Annotated in this window: 15 protein-coding genes, 1 tRNA gene and 1 rRNA gene; 10 read left to right on the forward strand and 7 right to left on the reverse strand. The window is 65.3% G+C overall.

The window, feature by feature from the left end:
- Positions 1-74: 74 nt before the first annotated feature.
- Positions 75-191, forward strand: a 5S ribosomal RNA gene (gene rrf, locus AC1DR1_RS21120).
- A 130-nt stretch (positions 192-321) separates the two neighbouring features.
- Positions 322-828 carry an SRPBCC domain-containing protein gene (locus AC1DR1_RS21125; protein WP_364746229.1) on the forward strand — a complete coding sequence of 169 codons (507 nt, stop codon included), beginning with the start codon at positions 322-324 and terminating at the stop codon, positions 826-828.
- Positions 829-902: 74 nt separating this feature from the next.
- On the opposite strand, the gene AC1DR1_RS21130 is transcribed toward AC1DR1_RS21125, so the two are convergent.
- Together AC1DR1_RS21130 and AC1DR1_RS21135 are read right to left on the reverse strand one after the other, a co-directional pair.
- Positions 903-1,937, reverse strand: coding sequence for a LacI family DNA-binding transcriptional regulator (locus tag AC1DR1_RS21130; RefSeq protein WP_229995512.1), 1,035 nt, complete (start codon positions 1,935-1,937; stop codon positions 903-905).
- Positions 1,938-1,942: 5 nt separating this feature from the next.
- On the reverse strand, positions 1,943-3,721 hold the full coding sequence (locus AC1DR1_RS21135) for a glycoside hydrolase family 13 protein (protein ID WP_229995513.1): 1,779 nt from the start codon (positions 3,719-3,721) through the stop codon (positions 1,943-1,945).
- A gap of 183 nt (positions 3,722-3,904) precedes the next feature.
- On the opposite strand from AC1DR1_RS21135, the gene AC1DR1_RS21140 reads away from it, so the two are divergent.
- Entirely contained in the window at positions 3,905-5,275 is a 1,371-nt protein-coding gene (locus AC1DR1_RS21140; RefSeq protein WP_229995514.1) for an FAD-binding oxidoreductase, read from the forward strand.
- 47 nt (positions 5,276-5,322) lie between these two features.
- On the opposite strand, the gene AC1DR1_RS21145 is transcribed toward AC1DR1_RS21140, so the two are convergent.
- Together AC1DR1_RS21145 and AC1DR1_RS21150 are read right to left on the reverse strand one after the other, a co-directional pair.
- The gene (locus AC1DR1_RS21145) at positions 5,323-6,741 is read right to left on the reverse strand and encodes a DUF4032 domain-containing protein (protein WP_229995515.1); all 1,419 of its coding nucleotides are present in this window, start codon (positions 6,739-6,741) and stop codon (positions 5,323-5,325) included.
- Positions 6,742-6,920: 179 nt separating this feature from the next.
- Complete coding sequence (locus AC1DR1_RS21150) at positions 6,921-8,003, reverse strand: ABC transporter ATP-binding protein (protein WP_090582840.1); 1,083 nt, start codon at positions 8,001-8,003, stop codon at positions 6,921-6,923.
- Between the two features lie 263 nt (positions 8,004-8,266).
- Between AC1DR1_RS21150 and AC1DR1_RS21155 the strand changes: the two genes are divergently transcribed.
- On the forward strand, positions 8,267-8,668 hold the full coding sequence (locus AC1DR1_RS21155; protein ID WP_229995516.1) for a VOC family protein: 402 nt from the start codon (positions 8,267-8,269) through the stop codon (positions 8,666-8,668).
- A gap of 33 nt (positions 8,669-8,701) precedes the next feature.
- Here AC1DR1_RS21155 and otsB read toward each other — a convergent pair whose 3' ends face one another.
- Positions 8,702-9,532, reverse strand: a complete 831-nt coding sequence (gene otsB / locus AC1DR1_RS21160) for a trehalose-phosphatase (protein ID WP_229995517.1) — start codon at positions 9,530-9,532, stop codon at positions 8,702-8,704.
- Positions 9,522-10,931 (reverse strand): alpha,alpha-trehalose-phosphate synthase (UDP-forming), encoded by a 1,410-nt coding sequence (locus tag AC1DR1_RS21165; RefSeq protein ID WP_229995523.1) that lies wholly within the window; start codon positions 10,929-10,931, stop codon positions 9,522-9,524. The genes otsB and AC1DR1_RS21165 overlap by 11 nt, the downstream gene beginning before the upstream one ends.
- A gap of 292 nt (positions 10,932-11,223) precedes the next feature.
- Here AC1DR1_RS21165 and AC1DR1_RS21170 point away from each other — a divergent pair, with 292 nt between their 5' ends.
- From AC1DR1_RS21170 to AC1DR1_RS21180, 3 genes are all read left to right on the forward strand, one after another.
- The gene (locus AC1DR1_RS21170; protein ID WP_229995518.1) at positions 11,224-12,114 is read left to right on the forward strand and encodes a DsbA family protein; all 891 of its coding nucleotides are present in this window, start codon (positions 11,224-11,226) and stop codon (positions 12,112-12,114) included.
- 219 nt (positions 12,115-12,333) lie between these two features.
- A tRNA-Thr gene (locus tag AC1DR1_RS21175) sits at positions 12,334-12,410 on the forward strand.
- 289 nt (positions 12,411-12,699) lie between these two features.
- Entirely contained in the window at positions 12,700-13,830 is a 1,131-nt protein-coding gene (locus AC1DR1_RS21180) for a phosphotransferase (protein WP_476993261.1), read from the forward strand.
- A 93-nt stretch (positions 13,831-13,923) separates the two neighbouring features.
- Here AC1DR1_RS21180 and AC1DR1_RS21185 read toward each other — a convergent pair whose 3' ends face one another.
- On the reverse strand, positions 13,924-15,468 hold the full coding sequence (locus AC1DR1_RS21185; protein ID WP_229995520.1) for a PucR family transcriptional regulator: 1,545 nt from the start codon (positions 15,466-15,468) through the stop codon (positions 13,924-13,926).
- Between the two features lie 211 nt (positions 15,469-15,679).
- Here AC1DR1_RS21185 and speB point away from each other — a divergent pair, with 211 nt between their 5' ends.
- The 3 genes from speB (at position 15,680) to AC1DR1_RS21200 (ending at position 19,918) form a co-directional block, all read left to right on the forward strand.
- On the forward strand, positions 15,680-16,684 hold the full coding sequence (gene speB / locus AC1DR1_RS21190; protein ID WP_229995521.1) for an agmatinase: 1,005 nt from the start codon (positions 15,680-15,682) through the stop codon (positions 16,682-16,684).
- A 179-nt stretch (positions 16,685-16,863) separates the two neighbouring features.
- Positions 16,864-18,336 (forward strand): purine-cytosine permease family protein, encoded by a 1,473-nt coding sequence (locus tag AC1DR1_RS21195; RefSeq protein ID WP_229995522.1) that lies wholly within the window; start codon positions 16,864-16,866, stop codon positions 18,334-18,336.
- Positions 18,337-18,415: 79 nt separating this feature from the next.
- Positions 18,416-19,918: an aldehyde dehydrogenase family protein gene (locus AC1DR1_RS21200; RefSeq protein WP_229995855.1), complete on the forward strand. Its 1,503-nt coding sequence runs from the start codon at positions 18,416-18,418 to the stop codon at positions 19,916-19,918.
- The last annotated feature ends 10 nt before the right edge of the window (positions 19,919-19,928 follow it).

Genomic DNA, 19,928 nt, shown 5'->3' on the forward strand with positions numbered 1-19,928 from the left:
ATAACAACACCACAGATGTTGTAACCACCAGATTTCCCACCCCCGGCACGGCCGGCAGGGTGCGGACACAGGGTTACGGCGGTCATAGCGTGGGGGAAACGCCCGGTCCCATCCCGAACCCGGAAGCTAAGACCCACAGCGCCGATGGTACTGCACCCGGGAGGGTGTGGGAGAGTAGGTCACCGCCGGAACACCATTCACGGTCGAGGACCCCCAACCACAGGTCGGGGGTCCTCCCGCATTTAACCCACAAACCATGAAATTGCCACCAGCCATTCCGTGAAAGCCGGGGAACGGCCCTCACGGGTAGAGTTGTTGCCCATGGATAACCTCTTCAGCCATGCTCCGGCGGGCGCACCGGAACCTGCCGCAGCGGACGAGCTCGATCCCGTCGTATTCACGGTGGTGGTGCCTGGCGCCGTCGCCAGGGCCTTTGTCGGGTTCACCGAGCACACGCACTTGTGGTGGCCGCTTGAGGACCACAGCGTCTACGGCGCCGGATCATATGTGGAGTTCGAGGAGAACCTGATCATGGAGACCGCAGACGATGGCAGCACGGCCGTTTGGGGTTCGATTGACGACTGGCAGCCGCCGCTGTCCTTCCATGCCAGCTGGCACCCTGGCACCACTGCCATGTGGTCCACCGAACTCCGGGTGGCATTCAGGGCGGTAGGCGAGGGAACAGAGCTCCGCCTGGTTCACAGCGGGTGGGAAGGCGCCGAGGATCCAGCCGCCACCCGCGCGGACTACCTGGCAGGCTGGCCCGGTGTCCTGGACCGCTTCGTTCGGTTCATGGGCGGCACCGGCGCGAGCAGCCCGGACGCCTGAGCAGCCCGGGGATCTGACATCCCCCTATACGCCGGCGCACACAACGGCGGCCGACCGGCGCAGCCCGGGCGTTCCTAGCCCCGCAGACGTCCTTGGTCCACGGGCGGAACAGCGGTGCTGTTGCGGATGACAAAGTGCGTGGGGTATTCGGTGTGCGCGGCCGCCGTGTCGCCGGCGCCGTCGAACCTCTCCAGCAAGCGCCGTACGGCCAGGGCGCCCTGACCCCGCGCGTCCTGATCGAACGTGGTCAGCCCGAAGACCTCACCCAGCTCATGGCCGTCGATGCCGATGACTGAGAGGTCCTGCGGCACCCGCAGTCCGAAGTCCCGGGCAGCGAGGATTACGCCGATCGCCATCTCGTCGGAGGCGGCAAAGACGGCCGTGGGGCGTTCCGGTGAGCTGCCGAGCAGCTTACGGGCATTGGCATAGGCGCCTTGGATCGTGAAATCGGCGGAGACCTGCCACTCCGGCCGGACCGCCAGCCCGGCGTCCCGCATGGCTTTCTTGAAGCCTGCCTGGCGTGTCCCGGGAAGGCGGAAGTCCTGCTCATAGGCGGCATCGCCGGTCATGTGGGCGATTTTGCTGTGGCCAAGCTGGATAAGGTGGCGCGCTGCGGCCTCCGCGATGCCGGAGTCATCGATGCGGATGGTCGACGCTCCGGGCAGCGGGCCGCCGATCCCCACGATCGGACGGTGAATGGCCAGCAGCTGGTCGATCTCCGCCTCGGAGAGCTCCAGGGACACGGCGATCACGGCGTCCACGCGTTTACGCAGCAGGAAGTCGTTCAGCACACTGTGGCGGCGCTCCCGGCCCTCACTGACGTTGTACAGCGTGAGGTCGTAGCCGGCGTCCAGCAGGGTCGCCGAGACACCCTCGACCACCGAGGAAAAAAACCACCGGTGGATCGAAGGGACAACCAGGCCGACATTGTGGTTCCGCCCGGAGGCGAGGCTGGAGGCCTGGTACGAGGCGACGAAGCCGAGTTCGGCGGCGGCGGTCCGGGCACGCTCCCGGCTGCGCGGGGAGACATTGCCCTTGCCACTCAAGGCGCGCGAAACGGTAGCGATGGAGAGGCCGGCCCGTTCCGCGACGTCCTTGATGCCGGGCATGCTTATTAGCCCTCCGTGTCCTCGATATAGATTTCCAGCCAAACAGTTTCACCTGAGCTTAACGGATCGCCGGCGCTGGCCACGTCCCCGGCGTCGTAGCTGGCCCCCGGGGGCGTCGAACTGCGCAGCAGCACCCGCCCGGCGGGCAGTTCCAGGGGCTCGGACCCCACATTCAGCAGCACCAGCGTGGAGCCGTTGAGGAAGGCAAGGCTGGTGTCCGTGCAGAGGTCCTCGTACCAGGACAGTGAGCCGCGGCCAAGGTCCAGCCGGCGGCGCAGCTCCAGCATCCTCTTGTAATGGCTCAGGTGCGATGACGGCGAATCGGCCTGCACATCCCGCGCCAGCCGCGCGAAACTCTCCGGCTGAGGCAGCCATGGGTCCTGCCCGTGGCCGAATCCGGCGTTGAGTTCCCCGGCCCGCCAGGGCAGCGGGATGCGGCAGCCGTCGCGGCCCAGCCGCGCACCCCCGGTGCGGGCGAAAGTGGGATCCTGGCGCCGGGTGTCCGGGATGTCGATTCCGTCCGGGAGGCCGAGCTCTTCACCCTGGTAGAGGTAAGCCCCACCGGGCAGCCCCAGCATGAACATGGACGCCGCAGCCGCCCGGGACCGTCCGAGGTCCTCGTCCGGCTGCGGATCCCAGGTGCCGATTCCGTCACCGTCGCGCGGCGCCTGCCCGTTGTATCCGAAGCGGGTGGCGTGGCGGACGACGTCGTGGTTGGAGAGCACCCAGGTGCTCGGAGCGGCGACGGCGTCCAGCGACGTCAGTGACTCGGTGATGACGTGGCGCATCCGGTGCACGTCCAGGCCAGCGTGGAGGTAGGGGAAGTTGAAGGCCTGGTGCATTTCGTCCGGGCGCACCCAATCCGCGAGCCGGGGGAGCGGGTCAACGTTTGCCTCGGCGCAGAGGATCCGGTCGGGGCCGTAGTCGGCGAGAATCCGCCGCCACTGGCGGTAGATGTCATGGAGGGCAGGCTGGCCAAACATCGGTGCGTCGTGTCCGGGGAAGCCGTCGGAGCTGCTGCCGTCGGCGCGGCCGCCCCACTCCGGCAGGCCGGGGGCCTTCACGAGGGCGTGTGCCACGTCCACCCGGAAGCCGGAGACGCCGCGGTCCAGCCAGAAGCGCAGGACCCGCTCGAATTCTTCATGGACGGCGAGGTTGTCCCAGTTGAAGTCCGGCTGGGAGGAGTCGAAGAGGTGCAGGTACCACTGGCCCGGGGCGCCGTCCGGCTCGGTGATCCGCGTCCAGGCTGAGCCGCCAAAGTGGGACTGCCAGTTGTTCGGCGGGTCCTCGCCGAATGCCCCACGGCCATCGCGGAAGATGAACATGTCCCGCTCCGGACTGCCGGCGGGCGCGGTCAGGGCGGTCTGGAAGGCCGGGTGCTGGTCCGAGCAGTGGTTGGGCACGAGATCCACGATCATCCGCAGCCCCAGCCGGGTGGCCTCGGCCATCATGGCGGCGAAATCGTCCAGCGTGCCGAACAAGGGGTCGACGTCGCAGTAGTCACTGACGTCGTAGCCCGCGTCACGCTGCGGAGAGCGGTAGAACGGGGACAGCCAGACGGCATCGATGTCCAGTTCGGCAAGGCGCGGCAACTCGGCCGTAATACCGGCGAGATCGCCGATGCCGTCACCGTTCAGATCCCGGAACGAGCGCGGGTAAACCTGGTAGATGACGGCAGAGCGCCACCATCCGGGAATGTGGTCTGCGGCGTGCACCGGGGTCAGCGGACCGGTCAGGGGGCCGGCCAGCGCTGCGGGCGAGAAAAGAACTGAATCAACGGACATGACGGCAATCGTAAGGCTCCGTTGCCAAAAAGTGAAAACGCTTCCAGTCATTTTTCTTCCGGTAATTTCGACCGGTTATTGGACTATCCGACGCAGCTTTGGAAGCGCTTGCAACTGTGAGCCGCATCACCGACAATGCACAGCCTTAGACTGGGATTCGAATCCGACCGAACTGGAGACCGCATGCGCAGCATCATCGATGAGCTGACTTCTTCCCTTGGCGCGGCGAAAATTGCCGTGGACGCCGCCACCCTGGCCGCCTACGCCGTGGACCAGGCTCCCGTCTTGGATTATCAGCTGCCGCAGGCCGTGGTCCGGGCCGAATCGGTGGCCGACGTGCAGGCCACAGTGCGTGCCTGCGCCGCCCGCGGCGTCGCGCTCGTGGCGCGGGGGGCCGGCACCGGAGTCTCCGGGGGCGCCCACGCGAGCGAGGGCTGCGTGGTGCTCACGCTCGAGGGGATGAACCGCATCCTGGACCTCAACCCGGATGACGAGACCGCCGTCGTGGAGCCCGGCGTCATCAACGCTGACCTCAACGCCGCCGCGGCCGTGCACGGGCTGATGTTCGCCCCGGATCCTGCGAGCTTCAAGATGTCCACCGTCGGCGGCAATGTGGCCACAAATGCGGGCGGGCTGCGCTGCGCGAAGTACGGGGTGACCCGGGACTCGGTCCTGGCCCTCGACGTCGTGCTCGCGGATGGCTCCCTCATCCACACCGGCCACCAGACCTTCAAGGGCGTCGCCGGTTACGACCTCACCGGGCTGTTCGTCGGCTCGGAGGGAACCCTGGGGATCGTGGTGGGGGTGACCGTGCGGCTGAAATACCTGCCGCGCGAAGTACACACCATCGCCGCCTTCTATCCGGACTTCCGCAGTGCCGCGGCCGGCGTCCTCGCCGTAGGCAGGGCCCGCGTGCAGCCGGCCATCATGGAACTGCTCGACGGCGGCTCGCTCGCCCAGCTCGACGACATCCACGGCTCGGACCTGGCCGCGCGCGGGGCGTCCCTGCTACTGATCCAGACGGACGGGTTCGGCGCGGCGGCGGAAGCCGCGGCCATCCGTCCGGTCCTGGCGGCGGGAGGAGCGGTGGTCACCATGGAGGCCAACGCGGAGGCAGAGCAGCTTGTCGAGCTGCGCCGCAACAGCCGCGGCACCGAGGTGGACGACGAATACCGGGTGGGCGAGGACGTGGCGGTGCCACGCTCGCGCCTGGTGGACTACGTGGCCGAGCTGGAGGCCATGGCGGCGGAGCACAACGTCCAGCTCAAAGTCGTGGCACATGCCGGCGACGGCAACCTGCACCCCACGTTCTGGATCGACCGGGCGGACAACACCGTGGACCCCGATGCCATGGCGCGCCTCGGCGCCGCCCTGGACAGGTCCATCGCCGTGGCGCTGGCCATGGGCGGCACCATCACGGGCGAACACGGGATCGGGCAGTACAAGCTGCGCTGGCTGGGCCTGGAGCAGAAAGAACCGGTGCGTGAACTGCAGCGCCGGATCAAGGAGCTGTTCGACCCGGCCGGGATCCTGAACCCCGGCAAGGCGATTTAGCTGAGGCGATTTAGCCCGGGCGTGCCACAACGCGCCCGGCGCGCGGCTTAGTCGTCGGAGTCGGGGTATTCGTCGATCGATTCGTCGGCGCCGTAGCGTGATTCCTCGGTCTCCACCTCGAGGATCTTGAGCAGCCCCGTGTCCGGGTTGAGCATGATGGCAGCCTCGTCCCGGCGGTGGCGGAGTTCGTTGTCAATGTACGACTGGACGGCCTCGGCCAGGGGGATGTGCCGGTTCTCCTTCTCGGAGATGTACCAGCGGTGCTCCAGGACCTCGTGCACGGCCTCGGCCGGCTCGAGCTTGCCGGAGAGGTCGCGGGGGATGGCCCGCACGATCGGTTCGAAGATCTGGCTGACCCAAAGGTGCGCGCTGTATTCCTCGTCCATGCCCGGGTTGTTATCCGCCCGGAACGAGTCCATATCGTTCAGGAGCCGGCGGGCCTGGTTCTCCTGGGCGTCCAGGCCCGTCAGGCGCAGCAGCCGGCGCTGGTGATGCCCGGCGTCGACGACCTTGGGCTGGAGCTGGATGGTGGAGCCGTTCTGCGTGGTCTTGATCGCGTATTCCTCGACGTCGAACCCGAGCTCGTTGAGCCGCCGGATGCGGGCGGCAACGCGCCAGCGTTCCCCGATCTCAAACGACTCCTTTTCCGTCAGCTCGGTCCACAGCCGCCGGTAGCTGTCCATGATCAGCTCGCTGGTGGCCACCGGGTCAACCTTCTCCTCGATCAGGCCGCCGTCGAGCAGGTCCATGAGTTCCCCGGCGATGTTGACGCGGGCGATTTCGAGGTCGTACTCGCGCTGTCCGGTGGACAAATCCGGGTACAGCTCGCCGGTTTCGGCGTCTACGAGGTAGGCGGCGAAGGCACCGGCGTCGCGGCGGAACAAGGTGTTGGAGAGCGAGACGTCGCCCCAGTAGAAGCCGATCAGGTGCAGCCGGACCAGCAGCAGCGCCTGGGCGTCGATGAGGCGGGTCAGGGTGTCCTTGCGCAGCATCTGGGAGAAGAGCGCGCGGTAGGGCATGGAGAACTTCAGGTGCCGGGTGACCAGCACGGGGTTCAGTGGCCGGCCCTCCGGGGTGGTGCGCCCGGTAATGACGGCCACCGGCTCCACGCCGGGAACGTCCAGCCGGGCCAGCTTGCGGAGCATGTGGTACTCGTGGCGGGCCACGTGCTCCGAAGTTTCCTTGATGGCGATGACGGAGCCGCCGAGGTGGGCGAAGCGCACGATGTGCCGCGAGATGCCGCGGGGGAGCGCTGCCAAATACTCTGCCGGCCAGTCCTCGAGGGCAATGTGCCAGGGCAAGTCCAGGAGCTCGGGCTCGGTGGCGGCGGCCGTGATGCTCAGCGAACTGGACACCAGCGAGGCCTTTTGGTCATTGGCGCTCGCGGCTTCGTACCGGGGCAATTTTCCGATCTGACCGTAGTCAGTGGGCTCGTCGTGCCACTGGGCGCTGTTTTCCTCGGTCATGCGTGTTCCTCGGTCATGAATCAATTCTTCCGTATTTGCAGGGCCGCACCTAAAGCGGGGCAGTTAACGCCCGACGGCGGCCCTCCACAGGGGAGGACCGCCGTCGGTTGCCGGTGGGTGGGCCCACGCCGGTAGGGTTCCCTAGCCGAAGCGGAGCGAGGTTAGGGAACCGGTGGGGCTCAGTCGCCGAGGCGCAGGCCGGTCTTGGTGTCGAACAGGTGTACGTGGCCTGACTGCGGGCGGACCCAGATGGACTCGCCCTTCATCGGGGGGCGGCGGCCGTCGACGCGGGCCACGATGTCGTGGCTCTGGCCGTCCAGCGTGGTGTGGCCATAGACGTAGGCGTCGGCGCCGAGTTCTTCGACGACGTCGACCTCAACCTGGAGGCCTTCGCCCTGGGCAACAGTCTCAAGGTCTTCCGGGCGGGAACCGAGGGTCACGGTCTGGCCGTGGGCCTCTTCGAGGACGTCGCGCGGTACCGGGTAGACGGTCCCGCCGAACTGCACGCCGCCGTCGACGACGGGGAGTTCGAGCAGGTTCATGGCCGGGGAGCCGATGAAGCCGGCCACGAAGACGTTCTTCGGCTTGTCGTAGAGGTTGCGCGGGGTGTCGACCTGCATCAGCAGGCCGTCCTTCAGCACGGCGACGCGGTCACCCATGGTCATGGCCTCGACCTGGTCGTGGGTCACGTAGACCGTGGTGACGCCGAGTCGGCGGGTCAGGGACGCGATCTGGGTGCGGGTCTGCACGCGCAGCTTGGCGTCAAGGTTGGACAGCGGCTCATCCATGAGGAAGACCTGCGGGTTACGCACAATGGCGCGGCCCATGGCGACGCGCTGGCGCTGGCCGCCGGAGAGGGCCTTCGGCTTGCGGTCCAGGTACGGTTCGAGGTCGAGCAGCTTGGCGGCCTCACGGACACGCTCGGCACGCTCTTCCTTGCTGACGCCGGCGATCTTCAGCGCGAAGCCCATGTTGTCCGCCACGGTCATGTGCGGGTACAGGGCGTAGTTCTGGAACACCATGGCGATGTCGCGATCCTTCGGCGGAACGTCCGTGACATCACGGTCGCCGATGAGGATGCGGCCGGAGTTGACGTCCTCAAGACCTGCAAGCATGCGCAGGGAGGTCGACTTTCCGCAGCCGGAGGGTCCAACGAGGACCAGGAATTCGCCATCGGCGATATCAATGTTGAGCTTGTCAACAGCGGGCTTATCGGTGCCCGGGTACAGGCGTGTTGCGTTGTCAAAAGTAACTGTAGCCACAGTTATCAATCCCTTCACCGGCAGGTACGTGCCGGACGATCCGTAGTGAATGGTCATTTTATTTAGTTGTTAATTCAATTTTGGGTTTCTCACGCGCATACTCCTCGGCCGAAGCCGAGGAGTATCCAGTGACGCCGCACGGTAGCTGTGCGCCACATCACAACCAGAGTATGTCAGATATATGGCATTTGGACCAAAATGTTACGGATGTCACAGGTGATGTCCGTCATGTGGCGTCCGAAGTGGGTATGTATGCTGTGCGCATGACGGCACTGCAGATCTATGTCAGTTTCCCCGGCACGGCGCGTGAAGCACTTGGCTTCTACGCCGACGTTTTCGGCGGAGAGCTTGCCTTGTTCACGTACGAGGAGTTCAACCGCAGCGACGGCCCGCCGGATGCCATTGCCCACGGACAACTGAACGGCGCAGTCGCTTTGGCGGGGTCGGATGCGGCAGCGGGCGAGAAAAGCGTCCGGTTCGAAGGCCTCATGCTCTCGCTGCTGGGGACCGCCGAACCGGCAGTTCTCCACGAGTGGTTCGACAAGCTCGCCGTTGACGGCCGGGTGATCGACCCCCTTGCCCCGAAGCCCTGGGGCGCAACAGATGGCCAGGTCGTCGACCGTCACGGACTGCACTGGTTGATCGGCTACGAACCTGAGTCGTGACCGACGCCCAGTTGCCCGCTCAGTATGCCCGCTTTAGCTCCCAGATTCGACGGCCTTCTTCCGTTCACGCAGCAGTGCCTCGAGCAGTTCGCAGATGTGGACCGGCGCCTCCACGCGGAACTCGGCCTGGGTGAAATCGAGCCCCACTTTCACACCGAGATCGCCCGGGACCAGGCTGGCCAAGGCGTCCTCGTCGGTGGTGTCGTCTCCGGCGAAAGCCACAGCCGTGGCTCCGGCAACCTGCCGCAGGAACGCAATGCCCTCGCCCTTGGAGGCATTCACCACTGAGGTCTCCAGGACGCGGTTGCCCGTCTTGAGGAAGACGCCGCTGCGGTCCTGCAGGACCGATCGCGCCGCGGCGACGGCGTCCTCGGCGACGTCGTCGGCCGCGAGCCGCGTGTGCAGGACGACGCCGGCCGGTTTATCCTCCAGAAGGGTTCCGGGGGCCTGTTCCACGATCCCTTCGAGTTCCTTGCGGACCTCGGCCAGGATTTCGCGCTGGGCATCGTCGAGCATGAGCTGCGAGGAGCCGGGCCCCATCCAGACCTCTGCGCCGTGGCTGCCGATCAGCAGCGTCTCCTCCGGCGGGGAGGCGACGGCCCGCAGGCTGTCCAGCGCGCGGCCGGAGATGAGCGCCGTCGTGGTCCGGGGAAGGTGTGCCAGTGCCGCGAAGGCGGCCGCGGAGCGTGGGAGCGCGCGGGCGTCCCCCGCATGATCCACGAGCGGTGCCATGGTGCCGTCGAAGTCCATCGCCACGAGCAGGTGCTCGGTGCCGGCGATGCGGCGAAGCGCCGCCAGCAGTTCAGGGGAGAGCGAGAGCGGGGCCGTGCCTGGATCGTTGGTATCGGTGGCGTCAGGAGTCATCGCGTACAACCTTTTCAGCGAGGGCGGTCAGAAAGTCGGAGGACCAGAGGTCGACGTCGTGGTCCAGGATCTGCTTGCGCATCGCGCGCATCCGGCGTCCGGCCTCGGCGGGCTGCATGTTGACCGCCCGCATGATCGTGTCCTTGAGCCCGTCGATGTCGTGCGGGTTCATCAGGAGCGCCTGTTTGAGCTGGTCCGCGGCGCCGGCGAATTCGCTGAGCACCAGGGCGCCGTCGTTGTTCGTCCGGGCCGTGACGTATTCCTTGGCGACCAGGTTCATGCCGTCGCGCAGGGCGGTGACGAGCATGACGTCGGCGGCCAGGTAGAGCGCAACCATTTCCTCGATGGGGTAGCTGTGGTGCAGGTAGCGGACGGCGGTGTTTTGCATCGTGTCATAGGTGCCGTTGATGTGGCCCACCGTGCCCTCGACCTCTTCGCGGAGCAAGCGGTACTGTTCTACGCGTTCCCGGCTGGGGCTGGCCACCTGGATCAGCGAGGCGTCCTCGACGGTGACCTTGCCGTCCTGCAGCAGTTCCTCGTAGGCCTTGAGCCGGTGCCGGATGCCCTTGGTGTAGTCGAGTCGGTCGACGCCGAGCAAGATGGTCTTGGGATTGCCGAGGTCCCGGCGGATCTGCTGCGCGCGCTCGATGACTTCCGGACTCTTCGCCAGCTCGCTGATCTGCTTGACGTCAATGGAGATAGGGAATGCCTGGGCCCTCGCGATGTGGGTGGTTTCGCCGTCGGTGCCCCTGACGTGGACCTGTTGCTGCTTGACGCTGGCGCCCAGGAAGCGCCGGGCGGAGCGCATGAAATTTCCGGCATCGCTGCTGCGCTGGAAGCCCACCAGGTCAGCGCCCAGCAGTCCGTCGATGATCGCCCGGCGCCACGGGAGCTGGGCGAAGATCTCCGGCGGAGGGAACGGGATGTGGTTGAAGAACCCGATCGTCAGGTCCGGCCGGGCCTCCCGGAGCAGCTTCGGAACCAGCTGGAGCTGGTAGTCCTGCACCCAGACGGTGGCGCCGTCGGCCGCATGGCGGATGACGGCGTCGGCGAACCTCCGGTTGACCTTCCGGTAGGAGTCCCACCAGGTGCGGTGGAACTCCGGCGGGGCGATCACGTCGTGGTAGAGCGGCCACAAGGTGGCGTTGGAAAAGCCCTCGTAGAAAAGCTCGATGTCGTCCGTGCTCAGCTGGACTGGGATCAGGTCAATGCCGCCGTGGCTGAAAGGCTCGACGCTCTCATCGGGCGCGCCATGCCAGCCCACCCAGGCGCCGTCGGTCTTGGTCATCATCGGGGCCAGCGCTGTCACGAGTCCGCCGGGGGAGCGGCGCCAACCGTCCTCACAGCCGGTCTCGTCGGCTGAACATCGGTCAACGGGCAGCCGGTTGGACACCACCATGAAGTCGAACTGATCCCCTGCCCCGGCGCCGGTTGCCGCGCCGTCGGTGGCCGTCCGAGCCGCTTCAGTGGTGTCGTGCCCGCCGTGGCCGGCGCTGTCCGTTGCTTCCATTGGTGCCCCCTGGGGTCCGCTCGTGGCTCTCCATCAACCCTAGCCGCACGGAATCTTCCGGGCTATTCGTCCGTTGGGCAGGCGGGAGGAAACTTGAAAGCGCAAGTTCTCGGGTTTCTCCCCTAAAATGATGAAGTTGCCACTGAGTGGACCGTCCCTGGCCGAACGACCCGAGGAACCAATGAGCCCCGCAAACGAACCCCGACAGTCTAAGGCAGAGCGCACTGCCGCGGCGCGTGACAAAGCCCGTGAAATCCGCGAGGCGCAGCTGAAAAAAGAGAAGCGCAACAAGCTGCTGATTGGGTGGGGCATTGTTGCCGCCGTCGTCGCCATCATCGTGATCGTGGCGCTGGTTGTCACTTCCAACATCAAGAACAACGCCCCGGTGGCCGACGAGGGGCCCACGCCGGCCAACGGCAACGTCCACGGCGGCGTCACCCTGCTGGCGAACACTGAGGTTGCAAAGACCGATCCCGCAACCGTGAAGCTGTCCGACCTGCCACCAGCGCCGGCCACCCCGCCGTCTCCGGTCACGGCACCGGGCGCCGAGGCTGAGGCCGGCAAACCGGTCAAGGTGGTCCTCTACATCGACTTCATCTGCCCCGTCTGCAAGAGCTTCGAGGCGCAGTACAACGAGACGCTCACCAACCTGCGCAACGAAGGCAAGATCTCGGTGGAATACCGCCCGCTCGGTTTCCTGGACAGCCGGTCCACCACCAACTACTCTTCGCGCGCGGCCAACGCCGCAGCCTGCGTGGTCAACGAATCCCCGGAGAAGTACTCGGACTTCGTCGACCTGCTGTTCGCCAAGCAGCCGGCAGAAGGCGGTGCGGGACTCTCCGATACCGAGCTGAAGAAGCTGGCCGCCGACGTCGGGGCCAACAGCATTGAGACGTGCGTGGATGACAAGACGTACCGCCCGTGGGTCAAGCACACCACGCAGGAGGCCTCGGTGATCGGAGTGACCGGCACGCCCACCGTGTTCGTCGAAGGCAAGCAGTGGGGCCAGGGCGACAGCGCCCAGACTCCGTTCGATCAGTTCCTGCAGGCCGCGGTCGACGCCAAGAAGTAGCCCGCCACGGCACCTGCCGTTGAAAGCCCGCAAGTGAGGGCCCGGCCCCGGATGAATGCGGGGCCGGGCCTTTCTGTTGCCCTTCGCTTCGCGGCAGGGGCGTTGCGCGTTTTTCTCACCGGGCGTCGGTGGGCTAATCTTGTCTAGCGTCCTGACATCCGCCCAATTCTTGGTCTGGTGTTTTGGAATCCAGTGCTTGGAGTCCAGGGGCGCAGGAATGCCTCCTTAGCTCAGTTGGCCAGAGCACCGCTCTTGTAAAGCGGGGGTCGTCGGTTCGAATCCGACAGGGGGCCCCACGAAGAACCGCGCCGTTACTGGGATCAGCCCGGTGGCGGCGCGGTTTCGTTTAGGCCTCAGCAACGGCATCCCCTCCAAGCCCCTTCGACACTTGCGGTCTCGGGCGTTCCTTCGCCGCCTCCCTCTTGGCACCTGTGCTGCACGCGGCGCCGCTCGCGTGGGACCGGCAGGAAGGCCTTCATGAGGGTTCCTTCATGACCCTTTAATCGGCGCCTCATCGTTGTAGGCCATGCTGGTCACACCAGCCGGCTTGTGTCGGAAGAGCCCGCGAACGCTGAGGACGGCAACATGAACGGACCGAGCATGGCGGCGGACCCTCCCCACATCAGCTGGCCTTCCCCCGTCCCACTGTCCGCCGACGACGGTTCCGGCACAACCTGGCATATCCAGCGGGCGTGGCCCGATAGGACACCGGGAGACTACGTTCTAGAGGTCCGGACACCGGGACGGCCCGGCGTCCGGGGAGCCCATCTGCGTCACGGGCACCTCGAACTCATCCCGCAGGACGATCCGGGACTGCCCGCCCTGCGGGCGGAAGCGCAGCAGGGGGAATTGATTTCGTATTGGCCGTACCACCAGGCTGTCGTCCGGGCGGAGGGCCGCTATATAAAGATCTTCGGGCCCGGGGGCGCCGTCGTACCGGCCGAGCGCTGCGCACAGATGGACGTCCTGCTGGACGCCGGCAACTTCAAAACGCCCAGAATCCTTCGTCAGAGTTCCCAGGCGGACGTCATCGTTTTCAGCACCATGCCGGGACCGACTCTGAACGAGCTGGGCCGGGTGGAGGCCGCCGTCTGCGATGAAGCGTTCGCCAAGGCATGGGAGAAATGGTCGCGCGCCTGGGTCGCGGAACTGAACGGCTCCCATGGCCCAGCAGCACGAGGCGTTCTCGACAGCCTTCCGCTCCGTTCAGCAGAGTGGGAAGCCACGAAGGTGTGTCGACGGGTGGACGACTGGTTGCGGCACAATGAAACCGTCCCCGAGTTGTCGTCTCAGCGCGCTGTCTTGCGCGCCGCTGCAGAGCAAGTGGCCATGAACCTGCTACGGACGGCACCGGATCCGGTGGTATGGGCCCACGGAGACCTGTACGACAAGCAAATCATCGTTCCTGACGGCGACATCCAGCCCGGACTGTTGGACTTCGACAGTACGGCCCGACACGAGGCCGCCCGGGATCTGGCCGGTCTGGACGCCCATCTGGAGCTTCATCTACGAAATAACCGCATGACGCCGGCACGGTACCTAACGGCTCACACGCAGGTGCTGGCCGTGGCCGAGGAACTGCGCGTCAGTCCAGTCCGGTTCGATGCGTACTCGGACGCCATCTGGCTCCGTCTGGCACTTTCTCCGTTACCCGGCCGCTTCTCCCTGGCCATCGCCGTCCTCGCGGAACGGGCCGCGCAGACAGGGGCCCACTAAACCTATCGATTGCTCCGTAGCCGCCCTTTTGGCACCTGATAAGGGCGGCTACGGAGCAATCGATGGGGATGACCGACGGCGGCGGCCCCGCCGTCAACGTCGTGGAGTGCTGACCTCAGCCGTCGGCAGACGCCGCGGATTGCCGTGGAGGTCCATGGCTTCATGGATCTGCAGGGCAAACCACAGTTGCGCCAGCGTGGAGGTTTCGGTCATATCAAGGCCGGTGAGCTCGCTGATCTTCCGGATGCGATAGATGATGGTCTGCCGGTGCGCGAACAGGGCCGCCGCCGTTTTCTGCCAGGACCGTTGCATGTCCAGGAACGTCTTCAGCGTGACGATGAGGTCCCCGTATTCTCCCTGTTCGTATTCGAAGATGGGTCCGAGGAGCCGCTGGACCAGTGCATTGCCTTCCTCAAAGCTGGTCAGTCCCAGCCACGAGGGTCCCTCGGCATACCGGACCAGCCGCTCGCCGGTGCTTGATGCCGTTCCAAGTGCCCACATCGATTCCTGAAGAGCTCTCTGCACTCCAGCGGCCGCGGAAGGCCGGCTGATCCCGATCCTGACGTCCACGGGGACGGTATGCCGCAGGAGATCATCGGTGCAGTCTGAGGCCACAGCCAAGTGCAATGTGTTGAAAGAGCGCTGGCACGCCGTCGGATAGCCGTGTCGCCAAAGATCAACGTGGATCCCCGCGAGGCGCTCACCGTCCTCGCTGGACATGGAGATGATGAGGAATTCCCGTGTCGAAATCCCGAACTCAGGCAGCCGGCTTTCAATGTCGGCGATGCCCAGGCGCCCGTCGAAGGCCTGCAAGAGGAACTCCGCACCCAGCCGGCGCTGGTTCTCGAGGGACAGCGCCGTCCGCGACAGCTCCAGTCCAAGGACTGTGGCCGCATGGAGCAGCACCACCGCATCCGGGTGAGGCTCGGATTTCGGCAGCACCACCAGAAGCGCATTGGCGTGAGTCGGAATATCCATCATGAGAAGGTGGCTGTCCCCGAAACGGTGCCACTGGAACTTCTTGCTGGCCACAGGTGACTTGCTGGTCAGCGGTTCAAGTTGCTGCCTTAGCTCCGGCGGCAGTGACTGGCCTCCGTGATGCCAGGCATGCAGGCACCGTCGATCAACCACGAAGAGGCTGGCGTCGAGCTCAGCTTCGATGCCCAGGATCAGGCTTTGCCAGTGGTTCTCCGATGGGCCCGCGAGACGCAGCAGGTCGTAGATACGGGCCGTCTGGCGCAGCCTGCGGGACTCCTCAAGCAGTGAAGATTCAGCGACCGAACGTGCGATGGCGATGAACGGAAGCGGGTAAGGGATGTTGATGACCGGCAGCGGCAGGCGGTCACAGGCCGCCAGGAACTGCGGAAGGAGCTCGGGGGCATGCATCTGCTCGCCGATCGCCAGGGCACTGGCACCTGCGTTCACCAGCGCCTCGGCCAGCTCAACCTGCCCCTCGGGATCGGCCGGAATGGAGAGCCCGTTGGTCATCATGAGCTCGCCGCCGGTGACCCATTCCCACAAGCGCGGCAGGTCGGAGGTGTGGGCCCAGGTGACCCGGTTGCCCAGACCGGCCGGGCCCGCCAGCAGGGTCAGGCCCAGTTGGGGTTCGGCCAGCAGTTCGGCCACGGTGATCGCCATTCGCGGTTCCTGTTCATCAGTCCGGAGGCCGTCCCCAAGCCGCTTATACATATGTATAAGCCTCTCGGCTATTTGTAGTCAATCGACGCATATGCCACGTGACGCCGATCACTAATAGTTAAGGCATAGACCTCGACCGGCGCAGGACCTCAGCTCAGAGAAGAACATCTGCCAGGCCGGCTGAAACCAAAGCAACTGGAGGATCCCTGACATGACCACGCACAAGCCAATCGGCCCCGTCGACGCAACAAAAGTCCCCCGCTATGCGGGCCTGGGCACCTTCGCCCGGCTTCCTCAGATTGACCGCGTGCCGGACTATGACATTGCGATTGTCGGTGTCCCGTTCGACGGCGGTACCTCCTACCGCCCTGGCGCCCGCTTCGGTCCGGCCGCTGTCCGTGAAGCGTCGCGGCTGTTGCGCCCCGGCTACCACCCGGAGCTCGACGTCGAGCCCGTGTACGAAGCCCAGGTTGTGGACGCCGGCGACATCGCCTGCACCCCCTACGACATCGCCCGCGCCGTCCGCGAGATCGAGGAGCAGGCCCTCCCGCTCCTCGGCGACGCCGGCTCCGGCAAGAGGCTCATCTCCATCGGTGGCGACCACACCATCGCGCTTCCGATGCTGCGGGCGTTGAACAAGGTCCACGGCCCGGTGGCCCTGCTCCACTTCGACGCGCACCTGGACACGTGGGACACCTATTTCGACCAGCCGGTCACGCATGGAACCATCTTCCGCCGGGCATTCGAGGAAGGCCTTCTTGTCGAGGACAAGTCGATGCACGTGGGCATCCGCGGCCCGGTTTATGACCGCAACGACTTCCTCCGCGACCATGAGTTCGGCTTCCAGATCATCCGCTGCTCGGACCTGGACGTCATCGGCGTTCCGGCCGCGATCCAGCGCGTCAAGGAGCGGCTGGGCGACACCCCGGTGTATGTCTCCATCGACATCGATGTCCTGGACCCGTCCTACGCGCCGGGCACCGGCACCCCGGAAATGGGCGGGCTCCACTCCCGCGAACTGCTGGCGCTGCTCCGCGGACTGGACGGCATCAACATTGTGGGCGCCGACGTCGTCGAGGTCGCTCCGGCCTACGACCACGCAGACATCACCACAGTCGCCGCCGCGACCCTCGTCTTCGACCTCCTCGCCCTGATGGTGAACCGCAGTAAGGCCACCGCCAACGTCGCCCAAGAACTGCAAACCGCCACCGTTTGAGCCACAAGGGCTGGGTATCGCGCCTGATTTGTACATATGTATGAACAGGTTTACGGCGTCTATTCAATCGCCGGATTTCCACTGTGACAAAAGTCACGAATGATTGATACATCAGATCCCGTGCTCGACGAAGCGCCGGGACAGAACAAAGAGGTTCCCATGAACTCCTGGAACGCATTATGAGCACGCACCCCACTCACACCGTCGCGGGCGAGGTGCCCCGGCTCGAGGACAAGACCATTCAGCCCATCCCCGCCGATGAACGCCACGGAAAAGCGCGGGATCTTTTCACCATCTGGTTCGGTTCCAACATCATGATCATGACCATCGTGACGGGGGGACTCGCGACCACGGTGTTCGGGCTCAGCTTTGTGCCCGCCATCGTCGGAATCATCATTGGAAACCTTGTCGGTGGCATCTTCATGGCCCTRCATTCGGCCCAAGGCCCGCAGCTGGGCGTGGCGCAGATGATTCAGACCCGCGGTCAATTCGGTTCGTACGGGGCGCTACTGATCGTTGTCATCGTGGTGATCATGTACGTCGGGTTTTTTGCGGCGAACCTCGTCTTTGGCGGTCAAGCACTGGCCGCAGTCAACCCGGGCATCAGTGTTGACGCAGGCATCATTGTCATTGGCGTCGTGAGCGTCGTTGCCACCATCTTCGGCTACCGGCTCATCCACGCCTATGCACGCTTCTTGAGCATCGTGGCCGGTCTGGCGCTGGTGCTGGCCTTCACCTGGATCCTGGTCGTCCACGGATTGCCGGCCAGCTTCCTGGACCAGGGAAACTTCAACTGGGTGGGCTTCATGGCCACCATCTCCGTCTCCGCCCTCTGGCAGCTCGCCTACGCTCCCTACGTCTCGGACTATTCCCGCTACATGCCTCAGGGGACCGGCTCGGCCCCGGCGTTCTGGGCATCCTACTCAGGCTGCGTCCTGGGGACACTCTTCCCGATGGTCTTGGGTGCCTTGGTGGGAACGCTCGCCCTGGCACTGATCAACGATGGCAGCAGCGTCGAAATAGTCGGGAGCCTGGGATCCATGCTCGGGCCATGGACCATGGTGATCATCGGAATCTTCTGCCTCGGCGTTGCGGCGTCGAACGCCATGAACCTCTACTGCGGGGTCCTGTGCACCCTCACCATTGGGCAGACGTTCAGGCCAACCTGGTTGCCCCACGCCAAGACCCGGACCATTGCGGCGATCATCCTCTTCACGCTCGCCCTCATGATCTCGCTGTTCGCACGCGACAATTTCATCTTCTTCTACACGAACTTCCTCTCCTTCCTGATGTACGTCCTGGTTCCGTGGACGGCCATCAACCTGGTCGACTACTACCTTCTGCGGCACGGCGACTACAGGGTTGAAGACTTCTTCAAGCGCGACGGTGGAGTGTACGGAAGGTTCAACTGGATTGCGATCGGAGCCTATGTTGCCGGCGCCCTGATCCAGGTTCCGTTCTCGGCAACAGCGATGTTCACGGGCCCTGTCGCCGCAGCGATGAATGGCGTGGACCTCTCCTGGATTGTTGGCCTGGTGGTCGTTGCACCCCTGTACTACTTTGCGGCCCGCGTGTTCCGGAAGACGCCGGATGTCGCCCCCTTTCAGTCGCCCGTATTCGCAGCTGACCTGATTGAAGCGCCCCGGGCCTAGCGCCCTCCCCGGGCATACCGCCCGCCCCCAACACAAACTCCCGACGCCGAGACCGGCGCAGAAAGCAAGGCTAAGTACCATGACACTCACCGACCTCGAGCAGTTCACAGTCCGGCGCTCTTCCGCGGAGCAAAGCTGCGCCAGCGTTTTGCCTCCGGTGGGGCACTTCATCGGTGGAACGTTTGTTCCCGGTTCCTCGACTCGGCTGATCGACGTCGTAGATCCCACCACAGAGCAGGTCATTGCATCGGTGCAGGCCGGCACAGCCTCGGATGTGGACGTTGCGGTTGAGGCGGCCGTGGCGGCCCAGAAGTCCTGGGGCGCCACGACCCCGAAGGAACGGTCCGAGGTGCTCTCCCTGATCGCCAACATCATTGAAGCCAACCGTGAAGCATTCGAAATCATCGAGTCCGCCAACACCGGCAAACCGCGAGCGGTCGCGGAGGACGATGTCTCAAGCACCATCGACACCTTCCGATTCATGGCCGGGGCTTCCCGTACGCTGACGTCCATGGCAGGTGGCGATTACGCCACCGGGCACACGTCGGTCATCCTCAGGGAACCCGTCGGCGTCGTCGGCGTCATCACCCCGTGGAACTACCCGCTGCTGATGGCTGCTTGGAAGATCGCGCCCATCCTGGCCGCCGGAAACAGCATCGTCCTGAAGCCCTCGGAGCAGACTCCGCTCTCGACGCTAAAGCTGGCCGAACTGGTCGCTGGACGCATCCCCGATGGAATTCTCAACATCGTGACGGGACAGGGCCGAACCGTTGGACAGCGGCTCGCCGAACACCCCGATGTCGCCCTTGTTGCGTTGACGGGGAGCGTCGTCAGCGGGCAGGCGGTTGCGGAGACCGCGGGCAGGTCCGTCAAGCGCGTCCATCTGGAACTCGGTGGCAAGGCCCCTGTTGTGGTCTTCCCCGACGCCGACCTCCGTGCGGCCGCCGCCGGCGTGCGAAACGCCGGCTTCTGGAATGCCGGCCAGGACTGTGGCGCCGCCTGCCGCGTGCTCGTCCACGAATCCGTGGCTGAGGAGTTCACCGAACACTTGGTACGGGAAGTCGGCACGCTCGTCGTCGGCGCCCCGGGCGCAGGGGACGACGTCGAAATCGGTCCCATGATTTCGCGCCCGCACTTCGACCGCGTGAAGGAAGCGCTCGCGGAGGCAAAGGCTGCCGGTCTTCAGGTGGCCATCGGGGGCTCGGCCCTGGAAGGCCCCGGCTACTTCATTGAACCCACAGTGATCAGCGACGTACCGGCAGGGGCGCATATTGCTACCCACGAAATCTTCGGTCCCGTCGTCACCGTCGAGTCCTTCAGCTCCACTGAAGAGGCCATTACTCGGGCCAACGAGAGCCCCTACGGCCTTTCCGCCTCGGTATGGACGCGGGATTCGAGCCTCTCGCTCAGCGTTCCGAAGAAACTCGATTTCGGCACCGTCTGGGTCAATTCCCACCTGGTGCTGGCCTGCGAGGTTCCGTGGGGCGGATTCAAGGGATCCGGCTACGGCCGCGACCTCTCGCTGTATGCCCTGGACGATTACTCCCGGACCAAGCACGTCATGATCAACCACGGCGCATGAGCGTTAAGAC

Source organism: Arthrobacter sp. P4_F10, from assembly GCF_056401435.1.